This window comes from Nostoc sp. LEGE 12447, assembly GCF_015206985.1.
Taxonomy (GTDB): Bacteria; Cyanobacteriota; Cyanobacteriia; order Cyanobacteriales; family Nostocaceae; genus Nostoc.
In genome coordinates this window covers 71118-86956 of the sequence record NZ_JADEXT010000021.1, presented here as the reverse complement: position 1 = coordinate 86956, position 15839 = coordinate 71118, and the positions used below count along the sequence as shown (strand labels likewise).

General features: G+C 41.4%; 15 protein-coding genes. 10 read left to right on the top strand and 5 right to left on the bottom strand.

The genetic code is table 11. The features are described from left to right. Positions 1 to 109: 109 nt before the first annotated feature. Together IQ274_RS20900 and IQ274_RS20895 are read right to left on the bottom strand one after the other, a co-directional pair. Positions 110 to 1162, bottom strand: coding sequence for a glycerate kinase (locus IQ274_RS20900; RefSeq protein ID WP_194143306.1), 1053 nt, complete (start codon positions 1160 to 1162; stop codon positions 110 to 112). A 107-nt stretch (positions 1163 to 1269) separates the two neighbouring features. Next, a complete protein-coding gene (locus IQ274_RS20895) occupies positions 1270 to 1602 on the bottom strand; it encodes a DUF565 domain-containing protein (protein ID WP_012411493.1) in 333 nt (110 codons plus the stop codon). 552 nt (positions 1603 to 2154) lie between these two features. Between IQ274_RS20895 and IQ274_RS20890 the strand changes: the two genes are divergently transcribed. The 9 genes from IQ274_RS20890 (at position 2155) to IQ274_RS20850 (ending at position 11240) form a co-directional block, all read left to right on the top strand. Continuing rightward, positions 2155 to 2778, top strand: a complete 624-nt coding sequence (locus IQ274_RS20890) for a hypothetical protein (RefSeq protein ID WP_194143305.1) — start codon at positions 2155 to 2157, stop codon at positions 2776 to 2778. A gap of 435 nt (positions 2779 to 3213) precedes the next feature. Beyond that, the gene (gene psaC, locus IQ274_RS20885; RefSeq protein WP_012411495.1) at positions 3214 to 3459 is read left to right on the top strand and encodes a photosystem I iron-sulfur center protein PsaC; all 246 of its coding nucleotides are present in this window, start codon (positions 3214 to 3216) and stop codon (positions 3457 to 3459) included. 392 nt (positions 3460 to 3851) lie between these two features. Further along, positions 3852 to 5732: a glutamine--fructose-6-phosphate transaminase (isomerizing) gene (gene glmS / locus IQ274_RS20880; RefSeq protein ID WP_163928236.1), complete on the top strand. Its 1881-nt coding sequence runs from the start codon at positions 3852 to 3854 to the stop codon at positions 5730 to 5732. A 1047-nt stretch (positions 5733 to 6779) separates the two neighbouring features. Beyond that, the gene (locus tag IQ274_RS20875; RefSeq protein ID WP_163932378.1) at positions 6780 to 7139 is read left to right on the top strand and encodes a hypothetical protein; all 360 of its coding nucleotides are present in this window, start codon (positions 6780 to 6782) and stop codon (positions 7137 to 7139) included. Positions 7140 to 7523: 384 nt separating this feature from the next. Next, entirely contained in the window at positions 7524 to 8417 is an 894-nt protein-coding gene (rsmH, locus tag IQ274_RS20870; RefSeq protein WP_163932375.1) for a 16S rRNA (cytosine(1402)-N(4))-methyltransferase RsmH, read from the top strand. Positions 8418 to 8550: 133 nt separating this feature from the next. After that, positions 8551 to 9204 carry a MotA/TolQ/ExbB proton channel family protein gene (locus tag IQ274_RS20865; RefSeq protein ID WP_163932372.1) on the top strand — a complete coding sequence of 218 codons (654 nt, stop codon included), beginning with the start codon at positions 8551 to 8553 and terminating at the stop codon, positions 9202 to 9204. 142 nt (positions 9205 to 9346) lie between these two features. Next, a complete protein-coding gene (locus IQ274_RS20860; RefSeq protein ID WP_114081438.1) occupies positions 9347 to 9553 on the top strand; it encodes a glycogen debranching protein in 207 nt (68 codons plus the stop codon). 298 nt (positions 9554 to 9851) lie between these two features. Beyond that, positions 9852 to 10409 carry a methylmalonic aciduria and homocystinuria type D protein gene (locus IQ274_RS20855; RefSeq protein WP_194143304.1) on the top strand — a complete coding sequence of 186 codons (558 nt, stop codon included), beginning with the start codon at positions 9852 to 9854 and terminating at the stop codon, positions 10407 to 10409. 264 nt (positions 10410 to 10673) lie between these two features. After that, the gene (locus IQ274_RS20850; protein ID WP_194143303.1) at positions 10674 to 11240 is read left to right on the top strand and encodes a GNAT family N-acetyltransferase; all 567 of its coding nucleotides are present in this window, start codon (positions 10674 to 10676) and stop codon (positions 11238 to 11240) included. A 15-nt stretch (positions 11241 to 11255) separates the two neighbouring features. Here the strand turns inward: IQ274_RS20850 and IQ274_RS20845 are convergent, their stop codons facing one another. Beyond that, positions 11256 to 12134 (bottom strand): LysR family transcriptional regulator, encoded by an 879-nt coding sequence (locus IQ274_RS20845; RefSeq protein ID WP_194143302.1) that lies wholly within the window; start codon positions 12132 to 12134, stop codon positions 11256 to 11258. Positions 12135 to 12294: 160 nt separating this feature from the next. Here IQ274_RS20845 and IQ274_RS20840 point away from each other — a divergent pair, with 160 nt between their 5' ends. Then, on the top strand, positions 12295 to 13071 hold the full coding sequence (locus IQ274_RS20840; RefSeq protein ID WP_194143301.1) for a class I SAM-dependent methyltransferase: 777 nt from the start codon (positions 12295 to 12297) through the stop codon (positions 13069 to 13071). A gap of 84 nt (positions 13072 to 13155) precedes the next feature. Here the strand turns inward: IQ274_RS20840 and IQ274_RS20835 are convergent, their stop codons facing one another. Both IQ274_RS20835 and IQ274_RS20830 read right to left on the bottom strand, forming a co-directional pair. Next, the gene (locus tag IQ274_RS20835) at positions 13156 to 14172 is read right to left on the bottom strand and encodes a potassium channel family protein (RefSeq protein ID WP_163932359.1); all 1017 of its coding nucleotides are present in this window, start codon (positions 14170 to 14172) and stop codon (positions 13156 to 13158) included. A gap of 578 nt (positions 14173 to 14750) precedes the next feature. Next, a complete protein-coding gene (locus tag IQ274_RS20830; protein WP_163932357.1) occupies positions 14751 to 15695 on the bottom strand; it encodes a glycosyltransferase family 2 protein in 945 nt (314 codons plus the stop codon). Positions 15696 to 15839: the final 144 nt, after the last annotated feature.

Below are 15839 nucleotides of genomic sequence, written 5' to 3'. Positions count from 1 at the left end.
CAAAGGGAGAGGCTAGCACCCAGATGTCTCGCCAAGTGAGCAACTGGCGTGAGGGGTGCAATGGCTTTGGGAATCATAACTATTACCCGCCGGACATGATTGCTACGAATTATGAATTAGCCCGATCGCAATACACTTCACCAAAGCTATGATCGGCATGAATTTCAACCACTAGATCAACTGCTGTTGCATCTTTTACCAAGGGCTTGATAAATAATTCCGGGTGAAGCGATCGCCAAAAATAATTGACAAATTCCTCTATCTCTGCATTGGTCATCCCCGACTTACCCGCAGCAATCATCTGCTGTTCCGCCTGTTTGCGCCACTCCAAAGAACAGCGGTAATCAGTTGGACATAGCACAATTAAGCTGTCCAATCGATCCCACAGTGGTAAATAATCATGGAGGCGAAGATTCATATCACGGGCAAATGCTCTATCTTCATTTGTGACAATTGGCGGTGGTGCAGTATCAAATACATCTGCATTAATTGGTCGTACACCCACAAACCAACCTTCAAATAGTACAATATCTATACCTGTAACCATTTCTGAAGTAGTGCGATCGCCAGCGCCTTTGTATGCAGATTTATCAAACCGGGGAACCATAACTGAACTTTGCGACTGACAGATATGATCTAGTACATCTAAGCCTAAATCTATATCGTGGGTTCCTGGTGGGCCGCGCCAAATCAAGCGGGGATCTTGCTGTGTTAAGACCAAGCGATCGCTGTAAGTTTTATATAAGTCATCCAAAGATAAACTCAGAGTCCGGAATCCCAACTGATTCAGAATCAAACTGAGAACCTTAGACATTGTAGTTTTACCAGTGCCTTGTCCTCCTAATATTCCTTGAATCAGAGGGCGTTCCAACTGTTGGCGCTGCGATGCTAGTTTGATCCCCAAAGGCAGCCACAAGTCCCACAAAACCTGTAACATTTTCTTGGGTTCGATTTGGAGGGTAGTTTGGCAGAATTGGCTAAAAGCTGGGAGGACAGATTTTAGTAAATGCGATCGAAAAGCGATCGCTTCATCGACATTTTCCGGCGTGATCCCAAAAGCTTTTGCCCTTAACCTATCTGCTAGTGCTGCTTCTCTTGCTTGCTGCTGCCAAGTTTCAGTTACAGTTTCTGAAATTAAAATTTCACCCAGCCACAAACTCATAATTTCCCCTTATGCCCCTCTGTCCCCCTGCGCCTCCGCCCCCTGTCCCCTTGTCCCCTTGTCCCTTTGTCCCCTTGTCCCCTTACCCCCTGCTCCCCTGCCTATTCTCACGATCCCAGCTTAAAGGCTTCAAGAAACAGGCTGTAGGTGAAACCAACTTTGAGGAGATTTAGTGAGTCTACAAAGAGCGATCGCCTAGTAAAAAAGCTCTGACTGTAAAATATTCTACTAGTAACTTCCGTTAACACTACTAAAAAACCAGCTACCACAATATCTAATTCTGCCCGTTGACCAGCTGTAGTGGAAACTGCGTTTCCCAGAAAAAAACCAAACAAAAAACTAATTATCAGTAACGATAATCGCCGCCAAGGATTTAAAAACCATTGCCCCAAGCGTGTAGCAATGGCATCCAACAAGTTATTCAGACGAGTGTTTTGCATCAGATAGACTTCTGGGAAAAAGTCAAGATATCTTGAAATATCTTTATATTATTAAAGAATATATTGGTTGTAGCCTAAGCTTATTTGTTAATATTATAGATATATGCTGGGTTTCCAGCGTTAATTTAAATTTCCACATCCTATCATCTTTAAGGAAGCACAGGCGGTTTCAAGGCTGCTTTTTCTAACTCAAGATGAAATATATTTATCATCTGGGCTGGCAAAAGACACTTTGTTGTCTCTGCTAGTATCTTTACGATATTTTTATTTTTCTATACAAATACATTGACTAGTTCGGTATCTAATTTTCTTGTTTTTATCCAAGCCTACGGTCAATACACAAAGCAATTAGTGTCTGTAACTGTTGTTTTTCGGACATCAATGAAATAATTTCCTCCAAATATTTTCTAATCAAAATGATACTTATAATACATTGATGTGCTTAATCTGAATAAAATCTATCTTAAGCTACTTTTCATAATTGTCTTTCGTGATAATAGGCTACTATTTGGTCAAGCCTAGACAAAATATTTATTTCTAAAAACTATCAATATGAAATCTTTAGTGTATCGTAACGTCGGTGTTACAGCCTGTTGCTTGGGACTGCTTGTTGCTCTGGTGGGATGCTTTGGAGTGAGTGTATCCTTTGAGTCCACAAACCCAGATACATCTTCACAACTGCCAAGTGAAACTCAAGAGTGGGAGACAACTTCTTCTAAACCTGTTTCACCTGAAAAAAGTATTTCCGCTAATCTATCTACTCCAACCAATAAAGTAGAACATAGTAGTAAAGAGAATACTTATCCTGTCTTAGCAGAGCGTGATAAATCAGCAAGCAAAGCTAAGAATCAAGGGACTTTGCGGATGAGTAATCAAACAAATCAACCTGTACGCCTAGCTCTACTGGCACGAGAGTCGGTAGCAAAAGGTTCTGGTACTAAACAGACTCAATATGATGTACCGGCACATTGGGATTTTGCCCCCCAAGAAGGTAGTGAGAAGGGACTGCTTTTATCTCTACCTCAGAATAATTTAAAGCTGGAGAAGGGAGATATTTTAGTTGCCTTTGCACAAGATGGCTCCCGTCGTTATTGGGGCCCCTATGTTGTTGGTGAAACTCAATTACCTAAATGGAATTCCCAAAGCAGAGAATGGCAACTAGTGCTGAGTCCATAATCTATAACATTCAGAATTGAATTTTCTGTTTGAAAATGTGCTTATTAAGAGTTATGAAAACCTAGAAGCTGGAGGGGCAATTTATGTATTGCTCCTACGTTAATTAATCATAGCTTCATATAGAATCGGTATGAGGATTGCTAAATAGTTACCATAGATAACTTCTGCATTTAGCCTTGTAGATTGACTTTTGTTTCATTTATTTTTACTATTAAACCCCATTATGGTATAGGGCTAGAGTAAATACGCTCATCTGATGTTGCTAATAAATAGAGCAATCGGGGCAATCTCGGAAAAACGACTTATTAAGCGTGCTCATTACATTGTTTGAAGTTATGTAGCCTTTTGATTACGGCCTATCAAACACTGCGGTAAACTATGCGTTGATTATGATTCTTTCGCAGAGAAGAACACTCGAAAGGAGCGGTTTTTTCAATGTCTCACACCGTAAAAATCTACGATACCTGCATTGGCTGCACCCAATGCGTCCGCGCTTGCCCTACTGATGTACTTGAGATGGTTCCTTGGGATGGCTGTAAAGCTGCTCAAATTGCCTCTTCACCCCGTACAGAAGACTGCGTTGGCTGTAAGCGCTGCGAAACCGCTTGTCCCACCGACTTTTTGAGCATCCGGGTTTACCTGGGCGCTGAAACAACTCGCAGTATGGGTCTGGCTTACTAAAAAGCTAGTGCCGAGTGCTGAGTGCTGAGACAAAAAGAAGTAAATCAAAAAAGCTAATTTCTTGATTCTTCACTCAGAACTCGGAACTCGGAACTTAAGACTTTGAAGTGTGTCAATATCAAGCACCTTTAGCATCGTAGAGTGGACACTACCTGCTTTACGAAATTTTAATTTTAGATTGGGGATAAAAATCTCTGGGTACTTAAATCCTAGAAGCGTATTTGTACTGTCAGGTCAAAAGCTGACTGTGAATCTGCTTTAAAAGCCCAAAATCCATAACAATACCTAGTGGTAGAGGGAGTAATATTACTCCCTTTTTTCTTTGCAAAACGTCGAGTTTGTGCTAAACACTATACTGGATTTAATCATCCTGAAAAAAAGTGGTGTGAACAATGTGCGGAATTGTTGGATATATAGGCACTCAAGCGGCGACAGACATTTTACTGGCTGGGCTGGAAAAACTAGAGTACAGGGGCTACGATTCTGCTGGAATCGCCACTGTTTGGGAAGGTGAAGTTAATTGTGTGCGGGCAAAGGGCAAACTGCATAACCTACGCTCTAAACTAGAACAAATAGAAGCCCCCGCCCAGATTGGTATTGGTCACACTCGTTGGGCAACTCATGGTAAGCCAGAAGAATACAACGCCCATCCCCATTTAGATACGGCAAAGCGAGTGGCGGTGGTACAAAATGGCATTATCGAAAATTACCGCGACTTACGCGAAGAACTTAAAGCAAAAGGACACCAGTTTGTTTCTGAAACTGATACTGAAGTAATTCCCCATCTCATAGCCGAATTTTTAAAGAATATTCCCCCTTCATCTTCCTCATCCCCCTTTTTAGAAGCAGTTCGCCAAGCCGTTAACCACTTACACGGGGCATTTGCGATCGCAGTTATTTCTGCTGACTACCCCGATGAATTGATTGTTGTTCGCCAACAAGCGCCTTTGGTAATTGGTTTTGGGCAAGGGGAATTCTTTTGTGCATCTGACACGCCTGCGATCGTTGCCTACACCCGTGCGGTGCTACCTTTAGAAAATGGCGAAATTGCTCGTCTCACTCCTTTAGGCGTTGAGATTTACAATTTTGCTGGCGACAGGTTGAAAAAACAACCCCGCCTGCTCAACTTCAATCCTGCATTGGTAGAAAAGCAGGGATTCAAACACTTCATGCTCAAAGAAATTCATGAGCAACCAGGGGTAGTCAGAGCTAGTTTAGATGCTTACTTCAATCCAGCCGAATCTACCGAATCACCAATCAATCTTGGTTTACCTGCGGATTTATACAACGATTTAGAACAAATTCAGATCCTTGCCTGCGGTACAAGTTGGCACGCAGCATTAATCGGAAAATATTTACTCGAACAATTAGCAGGAATTTCTACTCAGGTACATTACGCTTCTGAGTATCGCTATGCACCATCACCCGTGACCGCTAACACGTTGATTATCGGTGTTACCCAATCAGGTGAAACAGCCGATACCCTAGCAGCTTTGACAATGGAAAAAGAACGTCGCCAAGGGAGAGAACCTAAATATCAAGCGCGACTACTGGGCATTACCAATCGCCCCGAAAGCAGCCTTGGTCATCTAGTGCCGCATGTCATCAGTACCTTAGCAGGAATTGAAATTGGGGTAGCGGCGACAAAAACTTTTACTGCTCAACTGATGGCATTTTATGCTTTGGCATTGGATTTAGCCGCCCGTCGTCAAACTGTTTCAAAAGACACATTAGATCAAATTATTAACGGGTTACGGCAGATTCCTAAAGAAATTGAAGCAACTTTGGAAAGTCAGGAACGTTTAACCGAACAGCTAGCCCACGAATTTGCCGAAACCCAAGATTTCATTTTTATAGGAAGAGGAATCAACTTTCCCATTGCTTTAGAAGGGGCGTTGAAATTAAAAGAAATCAGCTATATTCACGCTGAAGGGTATCCAGCTGGAGAGATGAAACATGGCCCGATCGCACTTTTAGATGCGAAAGTACCAGTAGTTGCGATCGCAATTCCTGGTAGTGTGTACGAAAAAGTTATTTCTAATGCCCAAGAAGCCAAAGCCAGAGATTCTCGGTTAATTGGCGTTACTCCTGTCAACGATGGCGAAGCTGCGGAAATCTTTAACGATCTTCTTCCCGTCTCTCATGTAGAAGAATTACTTTCTCCGATTTTGACAGTAGTTCCTTTGCAATTATTGGCTTATCACATTGCCGCCCGTCGCGGTTTGGATGTCGATCAGCCAAGAAATTTGGCCAAGTCAGTAACGGTGGAATAGTTTATTAATAGAGGTAGTAGCTGTTGTACAACAATAAAAAAGTCGTATAACAAATAAAATAATCATACAACTTATCCTGTAGGTGAATATGCAAGCATCTACAGGAATTTTTATGAGACAAATACAACAGTAATCTAATACCGATACAATACTACTCGGTTAAGGATTTTGAACTCAGAATTGGGTTTGGAGAAAAGGTTAAAGGGGAAGGGTTAAAGGTTTTTTCTTTCCCTTTTCCCCCGCCCCTTATCCCCAGAGGGGACCCCACCTTCCCCTTTTCCCCTTAACCGACAAGTATTGAATACCGATAAAAAACACTTAGGAAGAATGTGAACGATCGCACCCTCTGCGATGACATTGGTTCTAAGAGCAATTAGAATGTTCCCTTCCCTGCGGGACGCTACGCGAACGACTTCACTCAGGAAACATTTTCTTTAGGGAACGTTTTGCTTAAGGAAATCAATTACTGCTACTGCGATTGTACTGATTAAAACAGGCGATCGCTTTTAAAAGTCAAACAATGCACTGATTAAAACACGCGTAGGCGCTGCCCAATCCAGGCATCGCTTCCGCTCCCTTACACAAGAACGCTCCCTGAGCGAAGTCGTTCGCATAGCGTCCCGCAGGGAAGGGAGCAGCTTCCGCCAAGACGTATCCGTGTTTCGTGCAGCCTGTAGCAGCTTCCGTCTTAAGAGTAGCAGCTTCCGCCAAAACGTATCCGTGTTACGCGCAGCCTGTAGCAGCTTCCGTCTTCCCTGTAAGAACTTCTGCCAAGACGTATCCGTGTTACGCGCAGTCTGTAGCAGCTTCTGCCTTGACGTTATGAGAAACAGACTTGTATTACAGCATTTTCCCTTAAATAAAATACGCTTTTAAGGCACAGTACTGCTATGCCTCAACAATAAATATGGTTTTGATTGGTAAAAAATGTTGTAACGTACTTAAATTTTAGGCTTTTTCAGAAAAATCAACAATTTCACGTATGACAACTTCTTCAACAATTGTCCACTATAGAGTTATCAGTAATCTAGAAAATGCGTATTAATTATGGCAAGGGCAAAACGCAACTCACGTACTCTTGGCAAAGCTGAAGTACGTTTAGCAAGCATTAAATCTATTAGTCCAACTCTCGATGTCGGAGAAAAGTTAACAGTCAAAGATTATACTGAAAAAATCGAAAGCCTCCGAAAATCTCTAGAAGCATACAATACCACCCTCTCTACTATTGATGTCTTACTAACCCAGATCGTTGAAAATGAACAAGATTTGGCAGACTATTCTGAAAAGATTTTGCGTGGTATTGCTTATAAATATGGTAACGATAGCCATGAATATCAGATGGCTGGCGGTGTTCGGAAAAGCGAGCGCAAGCGTGCTGTACGTCAAAGCGTGGTTTTGTCGAAGTAAATAGGCACTGCGATCGCATCCCTCGCAAATTCAGGCTATTAATTCAGCTTTGTACTTGGAATGTGATCGCCACTAAATATTGGAGCAAATATTCCCAAATCCTCACAGGGAAGTCATTTGCAAAATTGTACAACTTTTTTATTTGTTTCTGGATGGTAGCATGATGAAATTGTAGAACTTTATTTTTTAAAAACTTCTCAGTAGCTAACGATATAATAGTGCTTGTAGACGCGCAAATTGTACAACTTTTTTAGTTGTTTACACCAACCACTTTTAAAACATCCTCTTAGTGGTTTAAAAACTATTTTTAATTAGGAATACACAAAGACACAAACAAAAGAATACATAATTAAAGTTCATCTGTGGTTTTTTGCCTTAAGTCTCATGAATCGTCAGCTAGCTATTGAAGAACCAATATTTTCTCATCTACCAGTCTTACCGCAAGAAGTGATTGCAGGTCTAGCGGTATCTCCCGGAGGCCATTATCTTGATACGACGGTAGGCGGTGGAGGTCACAGCCGTTTAATTTTAGCAGCCGCACCAGATGTAAAATTAACGGCAATTGACCAAGATGAGGATGCTTTAGCAGCAGCGAGGAAAGAATTGGCAGAGTTTGGCGATCGCGTACAATTTATTTACAGCAACTTTGCTGACTATGAGTTTCCCCCCAATACTTTCGATGGTATCTTAGCCGATTTGGGGGTAAGTTCTTACCATTTAGACCAAGCAGAACGGGGTTTCAGCTTTCGCCAAGCTGCAAATTTAGATATGCGAATGGATAGAGGGCGATCGCTAACTGCTGCTGATGTGATTAATAATTGGGATGAAGCAGAATTAGCTGATATTTTCTTTAAGTACGGTGAAGAGAGATTATCGCGGCGCATTGCTCGTCGTATTGTAGAACGCCGGCCGTTGCATACGACTACAGAATTGGCTGATGCGATCGCTTCTTCAGTGCCTCCGAAATACCGTTATGGGAGAATTCACCCCGCTACCCGGGTTTTTCAAGCTCTGCGAATTGTCGTCAACGATGAGTTAAAATCCCTAGAAACCTTTTTGGATAAAGCACCAAATGCCCTTGTCCCTGGCGGCAGAATTGCGATTATCAGTTTTCATAGTCTGGAAGACCGCCCGGTGAAGCATGGTTTAAGAAATTCACCTTTATTAAAAGTCTTGACAAAAAAACCAATTATTGCACAAGAAGAGGAAATTAGTAAGAATCCGCGATCGCGATCGGCCAAACTCAGGATAGCCGAAAGAGTTCTGAATATTGAGTAAGGGAATGAGGAGATAAAGAAACAGTGAGCAGAAGAGACAGAGGTAGTTTTTCATTCTCTCCAATGCCCAATGCCCAATTCCCTAAAACAACAATCTGCTAATCTAGCGTTGTTGAAGAGTTAAAAAATAATAAATGGAAATTAGTAATCTGTTTACAGCAGGTGGCGTAGTTATGTGGCCTCTCCTGGCATTCTCTTTGTTAGGTGTGGCGCTAATTATCGAGCGGATCATCTTTTGGGTAAGAATAAATAATCGCCAAAACAAGGTAGTGCGAGAGGTGCTACAGCTTTATCGCCTTGATAATGTAGTTAGTGCTTTAGATAAATTGCAGAAAAATGCTGATTTACCCATTGCTCGAATTTTTTTAGCAGCTTTAGAATTAGAAGAGCCGACACCAGAGGAATTTCGTTTGGCATTAGAAAGTGAAGCACAAGCCGAAATTCCCTTACTTAAGCGATCGCAAAATATTTTTGAGACAATTATTGGTCTTGCGCCGTTGTTGGGACTTCTCGGCACTGTCTTAGGATTAATTAACTCCTTTGCCTCTCTAAATATTGGAGATGTGGGAGGTACTAAAACAACAGGTGTAACATCTGGAATTAGTGAAGCTTTAGTATCCACAGCATCAGGATTAGTAGTAGCAATCTTTACACTATTATTTGCTAATACCTTCCGGGGACTCTATCAGCGTCAGATAGCTTGGATTCAAGAATATGGTGGACAGTTAGAATTACTCTACCGCCGTCGCTACGAAAGAGGCGATAAATCCTATGCGCCTACCAGATAAAGCGGAACTGAATAATTGTAAATTAGTAATCGCTAATATTAGTTCACTATTTATTACCGATTTTGATCTGCAATTTTTGACTCTAATAGTGTTCTAAAATAACAAATAGCTTTTTTCGCTACACTTTTCGAGGAAATATTCCATGACTATTTGGGTAAATGAGCAAATTGATCCGTCTGGGATGATTCATGCCTGTATTGCCACTTGTAATGAATCTCAAGCTAAAGAGTGTCATGATTCCTTTCAGAATAATTTGACCGAGAAGCAAAAGGCAGCAGGTTGGGTAGCGCAATTGCGGACAGTTGATTCTTGGGATGAAGTGCCGGTAAATTCTTTAAAACTCAATTAATTGGGTGAGATAGAGTTAATTTTTTGGGGTTTTAATCGAACGGATTTCAGGAACGTAGGCGTAGCCCGCCAGATGCATCGCTTGTCTACACTTATGCTAATGCCTACAGCGATCGCAACAAATCCTATGACAACAGGTTAATAAAGGATAAAATTCGGATTAAAATTCTCAAATTATTATCTTATGCTTCTAAAAAAAGTAACATAAGAGAGGAAAATGATGATTTTTCTGAACTTTTAAGAGCTATCATCTATACCGTAGATTAAATTAAAAAATTTGCATAAGCCGAATCAATTTAGTGAACTATCCCAAAGTTTACACTTCGGAGCAAGCCTGTCCCATTAATTTAGTTGGCGAAACAGGACAAGCGGTTCAAATTTCAATTCATGCTCCCAGTCAATATATCTGTGCCAACTGCGAACGGATATTACCGGATTGGAAACGGCAACCGTTTTTACGAGTAGTGATTGTCTTGCAACAATCGCGTTATCAATTAGTCAAAAAGACGGCAGAAGTAGAGTCAGAGAAAGAACGCTTACGAGAAAAGTTTATGCGATTTGGCTGTGATTTAGCATTTAATCTGCGCGATCGCGGCTATTTAACTGACCTGATCGACCCTCGTACAGGCTACCCTTTACTATCTCATCCTGGAGCAATTCCCCATGATGACACAGCAGTTGTCAAAGCTTTGCTTAACTATCCAGTGATTAAAAATCAATGCCGTGTACTAGTGCATCCCGAATGGGGTACAGCAGTTTATCCTAGCATTTTGATATCAGAAGCTCCCCCAATTCTGATCGAATGGGTTACTAAAGGTATAGCATCCATGCATGGGTGGAAAGAAATTGATTATTAGTTATTAGTCATTGGTCATTAGTCATTGGGCATTAGTTATTTCTACCTCATCCCTTTATATATACTGGAAATGAGGAAAATAAAAATAGATATTGCGGTATTTAGAGATTATGGCGTACTAAAAAAGACTTACTTTTACGGTCTAGGCTATTCCATTCATCTGGCTAGAATCATTGGTGTATAAAAGCTTGGTAGAAAGCAAAGCCAATATTCTGTAGTGGTTGAGATAGGCATAATGTATCAAAAGATGTGTTAGAACCTACTGATGAATAGAACTCAGCCTAATCACGTGAAAATTCGCCTAGTCCAACCGCAAGATAGAAATCAGATTTTCGATATCCAAAGAGATGCTATACAGATACTTTGTTCCCAAGATTATAATCCTGAACAGATTCAAGGCTTATTGAACGATAAACAGTTAAATGATTTAGAAGGGAAAGATACAAAAGATATAGTTTTTGTTGCTGAAATTGGAGAAAAAATTGTTGGTTTCTCTGCGTACTCCAAATATTGGGTGAGTGCAATTTATGTCCATCCTCAATATGTGCGACAAGGAATTGGTACAGAGTTACTAAAAGCAATGGAACGCAAAGCTTTGTCCGAAAACATCAATACATTAGCTGTTTGTGCATCAATCACTGCTAAACCTTTTTATGAAGCATCTGGTTATCAAGAGTTTGGCGAAACTTACATAATTTCAAGTACTGGAATTTATATACCTTGTATCCGTATGCAAAAATGGCTATCTTCAGCTACTGAGGGAGAACAGCCGCAATCAGACGATTTAACAGCCATTTGCAGATTTTTGCAATGGATACTGATTGGTAAATAAATCGCCAGGAATAAATTAAATTATGTGTTTTACAATCTCCAGAAATCTCTGTATTGTTGGGGATGTCTCGCTGCTGTGCCAAATCATTGCAATGGCAACTTTTGGGCTGACTGGCTCGATATTTTTATAAACTACCCCAGTTCGTTGCAAATTTTGTAAAGATGCCGGCACGATTGCAATACCTATTTCGGCTGCCACTAGGCTAACAATTGTTTGCATCTGAATGGCTTGTTGACTTACAGAGGGACTAAAACCTGCTTGCTGGCAGAGACTAATAATTAAGTCGTAGAGTCCAGGCGCTAATATTCTCGGAAATAAAATAAAGGGTTCATTAGCAAGCGATCGCAAACACACATAAGGTTGATTTGCTAACAAATGTGCTTCAGGTAATGCTACTATCAGCGACTCTTGAAAAATTATTTCCCAGCTAAATGTATTTTCCTCCACAGGTGGACGAACAAACCCTACATCTATCCGACCTGTGCGTAACCACTCTAACTGTTGATCTGTAGTCAGTTCATGCAACTCTAGACTCACACCAGGAACACAATTCCGAAAGGTTCGCAAAATGCTTGGCAAGATATTATACGCGGCAGAACTGACAAAGCCGATCGCTAATTCTCCGAGTTCACCGCGACTAGTTTGTTGCCCGACTTGGATTGCCTGCTGCAATTGCCTGAGAATTTGTTGGACTTCATCCAGAAAAACCACCCCCGCTTCTGTTAAATTCACGCTTCGTTTTGTGCGATGAAACAGTTCAAAGCCCAATTCCTTCTCTAGCTGGCGAATTTGTTGACTTAAGGGAGGTTGGGCAATGTGCAATCTTTCTGCTGCCCGTCCAAAGTGCAGTTCTTCTGCCAAAGTGACAAAGTAGCGCAGGTGTCGTAGTTCCATCTGTTACCTGAACTTGTATCTTTTAAATATTAGTTAAGGTCAAAATATATATTGGACATAATTAATAATATTTTTTATTGTGATGATTATGCAGTCACCAATCTACCGAACTTGGTTGACGACTAGCAAAACAATACTCTGCAATGTAATTTCATAGTTTATGAATAATCTTCCATTACTCGACAATAATTGGAATACAGACCTGTATGAGGATAAACACGCCTTTGTCTGGCAATATGGCGAGAACTTGCTGAAAGTACTCAATCCCAAGCCAGGAGAATCCATTTTGGATCTTGGCTGTGGGACTGGGCAACTAACAGAAAAAATTGCTCAAGCCGGGGCTGAAGTGACTGGAATCGATCGCGCATCCTCGATGATTGAGACAGCAAGACAAAACTATCCCCATCTACGCTTTAATGTTGCTGATGCCAGAGATTTTCAAGTATTGAAACCATTGGATGCTGTATTTTCCAACGCTGTTTTACATTGGATTAAAGAAGCAGATGCGGCGATCGCTTCCATACATCAAGCGTTAAAACCTGGGGGGCGTTTTGTCGCAGAATTTGGTGGTAAGGGAAATGTTCAAGCGATCGTCACAGCTTTGTACAGTGCTTTAGAGGCGATCGCTATCTTCCCACAAGCACTGAATCCTTGGTATTTCCCTAGTATTGGTGAGTACGCTACCCTACTAGAACAACAAGGCTTTGATGTTACTTATGCCACCTTGTTTGCTCGTCCTACTCCCCTAACAGAAGGCGAAGCAGGGATGGCGAACTGGCTTGAAATGTTTGCTGATGCTTTTCTAGCAGGACTGTCTGCTGACCAAAAAATACAAGTAATTCGCACTGTAGAAGAGCATCTTTTGCCGACACTGTATCAACAAGGTAATTGGACAGCCGACTATCGGAGAATTCGTATCGTTGCCATCAAACTTTAGATTGCTTGACAATCAGAGTATGCAATTACACTATACAAAGCTTACTTAGAATTTGGTATGAGAAGTAATTAAGGAAAAATAAAATCAGCTATTTTTCGGTCGCCGCAGTTCCTTGGAATTAATCGGGCCGAGAATTTGGTTAAGGCTACGCAACTGTTCTGCTGTACCCATACCAATCAGCCGATCGCCCGACATTAAGACTGTATCGCCAGTGGGACCACCGATGAGAGCCCCATCAGCGCGGCGAATTGCCAGAACTAATGCCCCTGATTGCGATCGCAATCTCGCCTTTTGCAAACTTTGACCGACAAAGGGACAAAAAGCCGGGTCGAGTAAAAATTCTTCCATATACAACTGACGGTCTGCACCTGTCAAAATCCCGTCTACAAAGTCCAAAACCTGGGGTCTGAGTGCCGCAGCAGCCATCCGCTTCCCACCAGTAATATAGGGGGATATCACCTCATCTGCACCACCGCGTCGTAACTTCTGCAAAGCTTCTTCTGTACTTGCGCGGGCAATCACCCGAATTCCTAAATTTAGTGTTTTGGCTGATAAAACAATGTATAAATTTTCAGCATCGGAAGGCAGGGCTGCAACAATACAAATCGCCCGTTCAATACCAACTTTCAAAAGTGTGTCATCTAATGTAGCGTCACCTTGATATGCCGTGTAACCTTCTGTCTGTGCCCTTTGCACAGATTCCATATCTGAATCAATCACTACAAAAGGTGCGCCTTCTGCTCGAAATTCCTTGGCAATTTGACGACCAGTCCGACTAAATCCACAGATGATGTAATGTTCTGTTAGGGATTCCATTAACCGCCTCTGTTGTTGTAGCCGAATTCCTTGTTGAAAGTAGCCTTGAATGATCGCTTCTGTAAATCTGTTGACAATGTAACCAATATTGACTACACCCAACAAAATCAGGGCAATCGTAAACAATCGTCCTCGGCTACCCAGTGGATGAGTCTCACCGTATCCCACAGTTGCTAGAGTGATGACTGTCATGTAAGCCGCATCTTCCCATGTCCAGCCCTCCACTAATGAGTACCACGAAGTGCCAATGAGGAAAACACCGCCAAGAGCGATCGCCCCGGCCATTAACTCCTTTTGGATACGTTGATATTTTTGCTCAAGCGTTGAAAATGACGTAACAATAGTACTTTTAGCCTACTTTTTCTAGTTTTCTACTAACTTTATAGCATTAGTCTTTTTTAGTACATTTAAACTACAATTTATCCAAACTCAATACTCCTAATACTTAAAAATATTCATCTTTAACTTTACATGAAGCTCTAATCCCTAGAAGCCTATTTAGGCAGGTAAACGATCTGCTCGTCGTCAACGTACTCGTTAGCGATCGCACCAACATCGATTAGGCGGTTCTGGTGCTTATACCACTCGACACATTAGAACCCTTAAAATTATTTTACAAAAATGGCTATAAGCGTGCCAAATGACCCACTACAATTTTTTTGCAACTAATAAAGAGTTTGAAGTTTTACCCAAGCGTATTGGGCTATAAGGCTCGTAAAAAAATACTAAAATTTTCTCTTCACACCCCCTGTTTCCCCTGCTCTTTTCACGATGATCTCACTTTTTCGTGTTCCTCCCCCCTTAACTGAAAAGTATTGGGGCGCAAGGCTTTGTACCCCTACAAATTTACAAATAATAGTCCCTTATGAATCAATCAATACAAGTTTACGAACTTCAGAATTGTTTCCCTGAGAGCGACGTGATGAGGCAGCAGTGAGCAAAAACTTCCAAGACTTAGGAGAAAATATAGATGGATCTATCATTGAAAAAAAGCTCTTGAGGTTTTTTTGCTTCAGTGATACTAAAATCCAATGGAGTTTCAGGTAATTTTTTATATCTTGAAAGCCGGGAATTTTTGAGCGATGTTGCTCATTTACCAAGGCATAAATTTTTTCTTTCATCAAAATATTTGTCGCCAACCGCCGAGACAAAGAAAACTTTTGATTATATGCACCGGGCCAAATAGTTCGGTACGCAAGACACTGGTTAAAGAAAATAGCATCACCAAACTGGGCAATCCTAATCCACGAATCGATATCATCACAGTTAGCATCAAGTGTGGAGTCCCAACCACCAGTTTGTAGAAAAGCATCACGTCGGCAAGCCACTTGTACAGGCGTACCAAAGGGTACAAGCTCTAAGAGCATACCGTAATGAATATCGGCTTGGGGGACATAAAAAGCTAAACCAGGGCCAACTTGCGGGGTGCGACTGAGTTCAACTTCATTGCCATCTACCTGAGCCGCGACACAAGAACAGATTACAGCATCGGGATGAAGTGCGATCGCCTTAGCCATCTCTTCTATGCAGTTGGGAGCTAAATAGTCGTCATCATCTAAAAACTTAATCCAGTCGCCACTAGCTTTGGCAACTCCAGCATTTACCGTTGCTGCATGACCAAGGTTCACTTGATTCCGATGGTAGACAACCTTGTCCCCTAAGCTTTTGAGATATGTTTGGGTATCATCAGAAGAACAGTCATCGGCAACAACCACCTCACACTCAATGGTTTGGTTCCAAGCCGACTCAATTGCTCTTTGCAGCAAGTTCAAGCGATTATAGGTACTGATGACGACACTAAATTTCATAGATTTACACCTTTGGTACGGCATTTTGCAATATAGCTTCGATCTACCGAGTTTTGTCTCAGTAAAATTCTCAATCTCCAATAAGTAGAAGTAGACTGAAATAGGATTATCGATTTATGATTGATGATCGTGGGTTTTTTTTAA

Bases quoted from the DNA above. Each gene is read 5' to 3' on its own strand.
- IQ274_RS20900 (WP_194143306.1), bottom strand. From the start codon at position 1,162: ATGAGTTTGTGGCTGGGTGAAATTTTAATTTCAGAAACTGTAACTGAA.
- IQ274_RS20895 (WP_012411493.1), bottom strand. From the start codon at position 1,602: ATGCAAAACACTCGTCTGAATAACTTGTTGGATGCCATTGCTACACGC.
- IQ274_RS20890 (WP_194143305.1), top strand. From the start codon at position 2,155: ATGAAATCTTTAGTGTATCGTAACGTCGGTGTTACAGCCTGTTGCTTG.
- psaC (WP_012411495.1), top strand. From the start codon at position 3,214: ATGTCTCACACCGTAAAAATCTACGATACCTGCATTGGCTGCACCCAA.
- glmS (WP_163928236.1), top strand. From the start codon at position 3,852: ATGTGCGGAATTGTTGGATATATAGGCACTCAAGCGGCGACAGACATT.
- IQ274_RS20875 (WP_163932378.1), top strand. From the start codon at position 6,780: ATGGCAAGGGCAAAACGCAACTCACGTACTCTTGGCAAAGCTGAAGTA.
- rsmH (WP_163932375.1), top strand. From the start codon at position 7,524: ATGAATCGTCAGCTAGCTATTGAAGAACCAATATTTTCTCATCTACCA.
- IQ274_RS20865 (WP_163932372.1), top strand. From the start codon at position 8,551: ATGGAAATTAGTAATCTGTTTACAGCAGGTGGCGTAGTTATGTGGCCT.
- IQ274_RS20860 (WP_114081438.1), top strand. From the start codon at position 9,347: ATGACTATTTGGGTAAATGAGCAAATTGATCCGTCTGGGATGATTCAT.
- IQ274_RS20850 (WP_194143303.1), top strand. From the start codon at position 10,674: ATGAATAGAACTCAGCCTAATCACGTGAAAATTCGCCTAGTCCAACCG.
- IQ274_RS20845 (WP_194143302.1), bottom strand. From the start codon at position 12,134: ATGGAACTACGACACCTGCGCTACTTTGTCACTTTGGCAGAAGAACTG.
- IQ274_RS20840 (WP_194143301.1), top strand. From the start codon at position 12,295: ATGAATAATCTTCCATTACTCGACAATAATTGGAATACAGACCTGTAT.
- IQ274_RS20835 (WP_163932359.1), bottom strand. From the start codon at position 14,172: ATGGCCGGGGCGATCGCTCTTGGCGGTGTTTTCCTCATTGGCACTTCG.
- IQ274_RS20830 (WP_163932357.1), bottom strand. From the start codon at position 15,695: ATGAAATTTAGTGTCGTCATCAGTACCTATAATCGCTTGAACTTGCTG.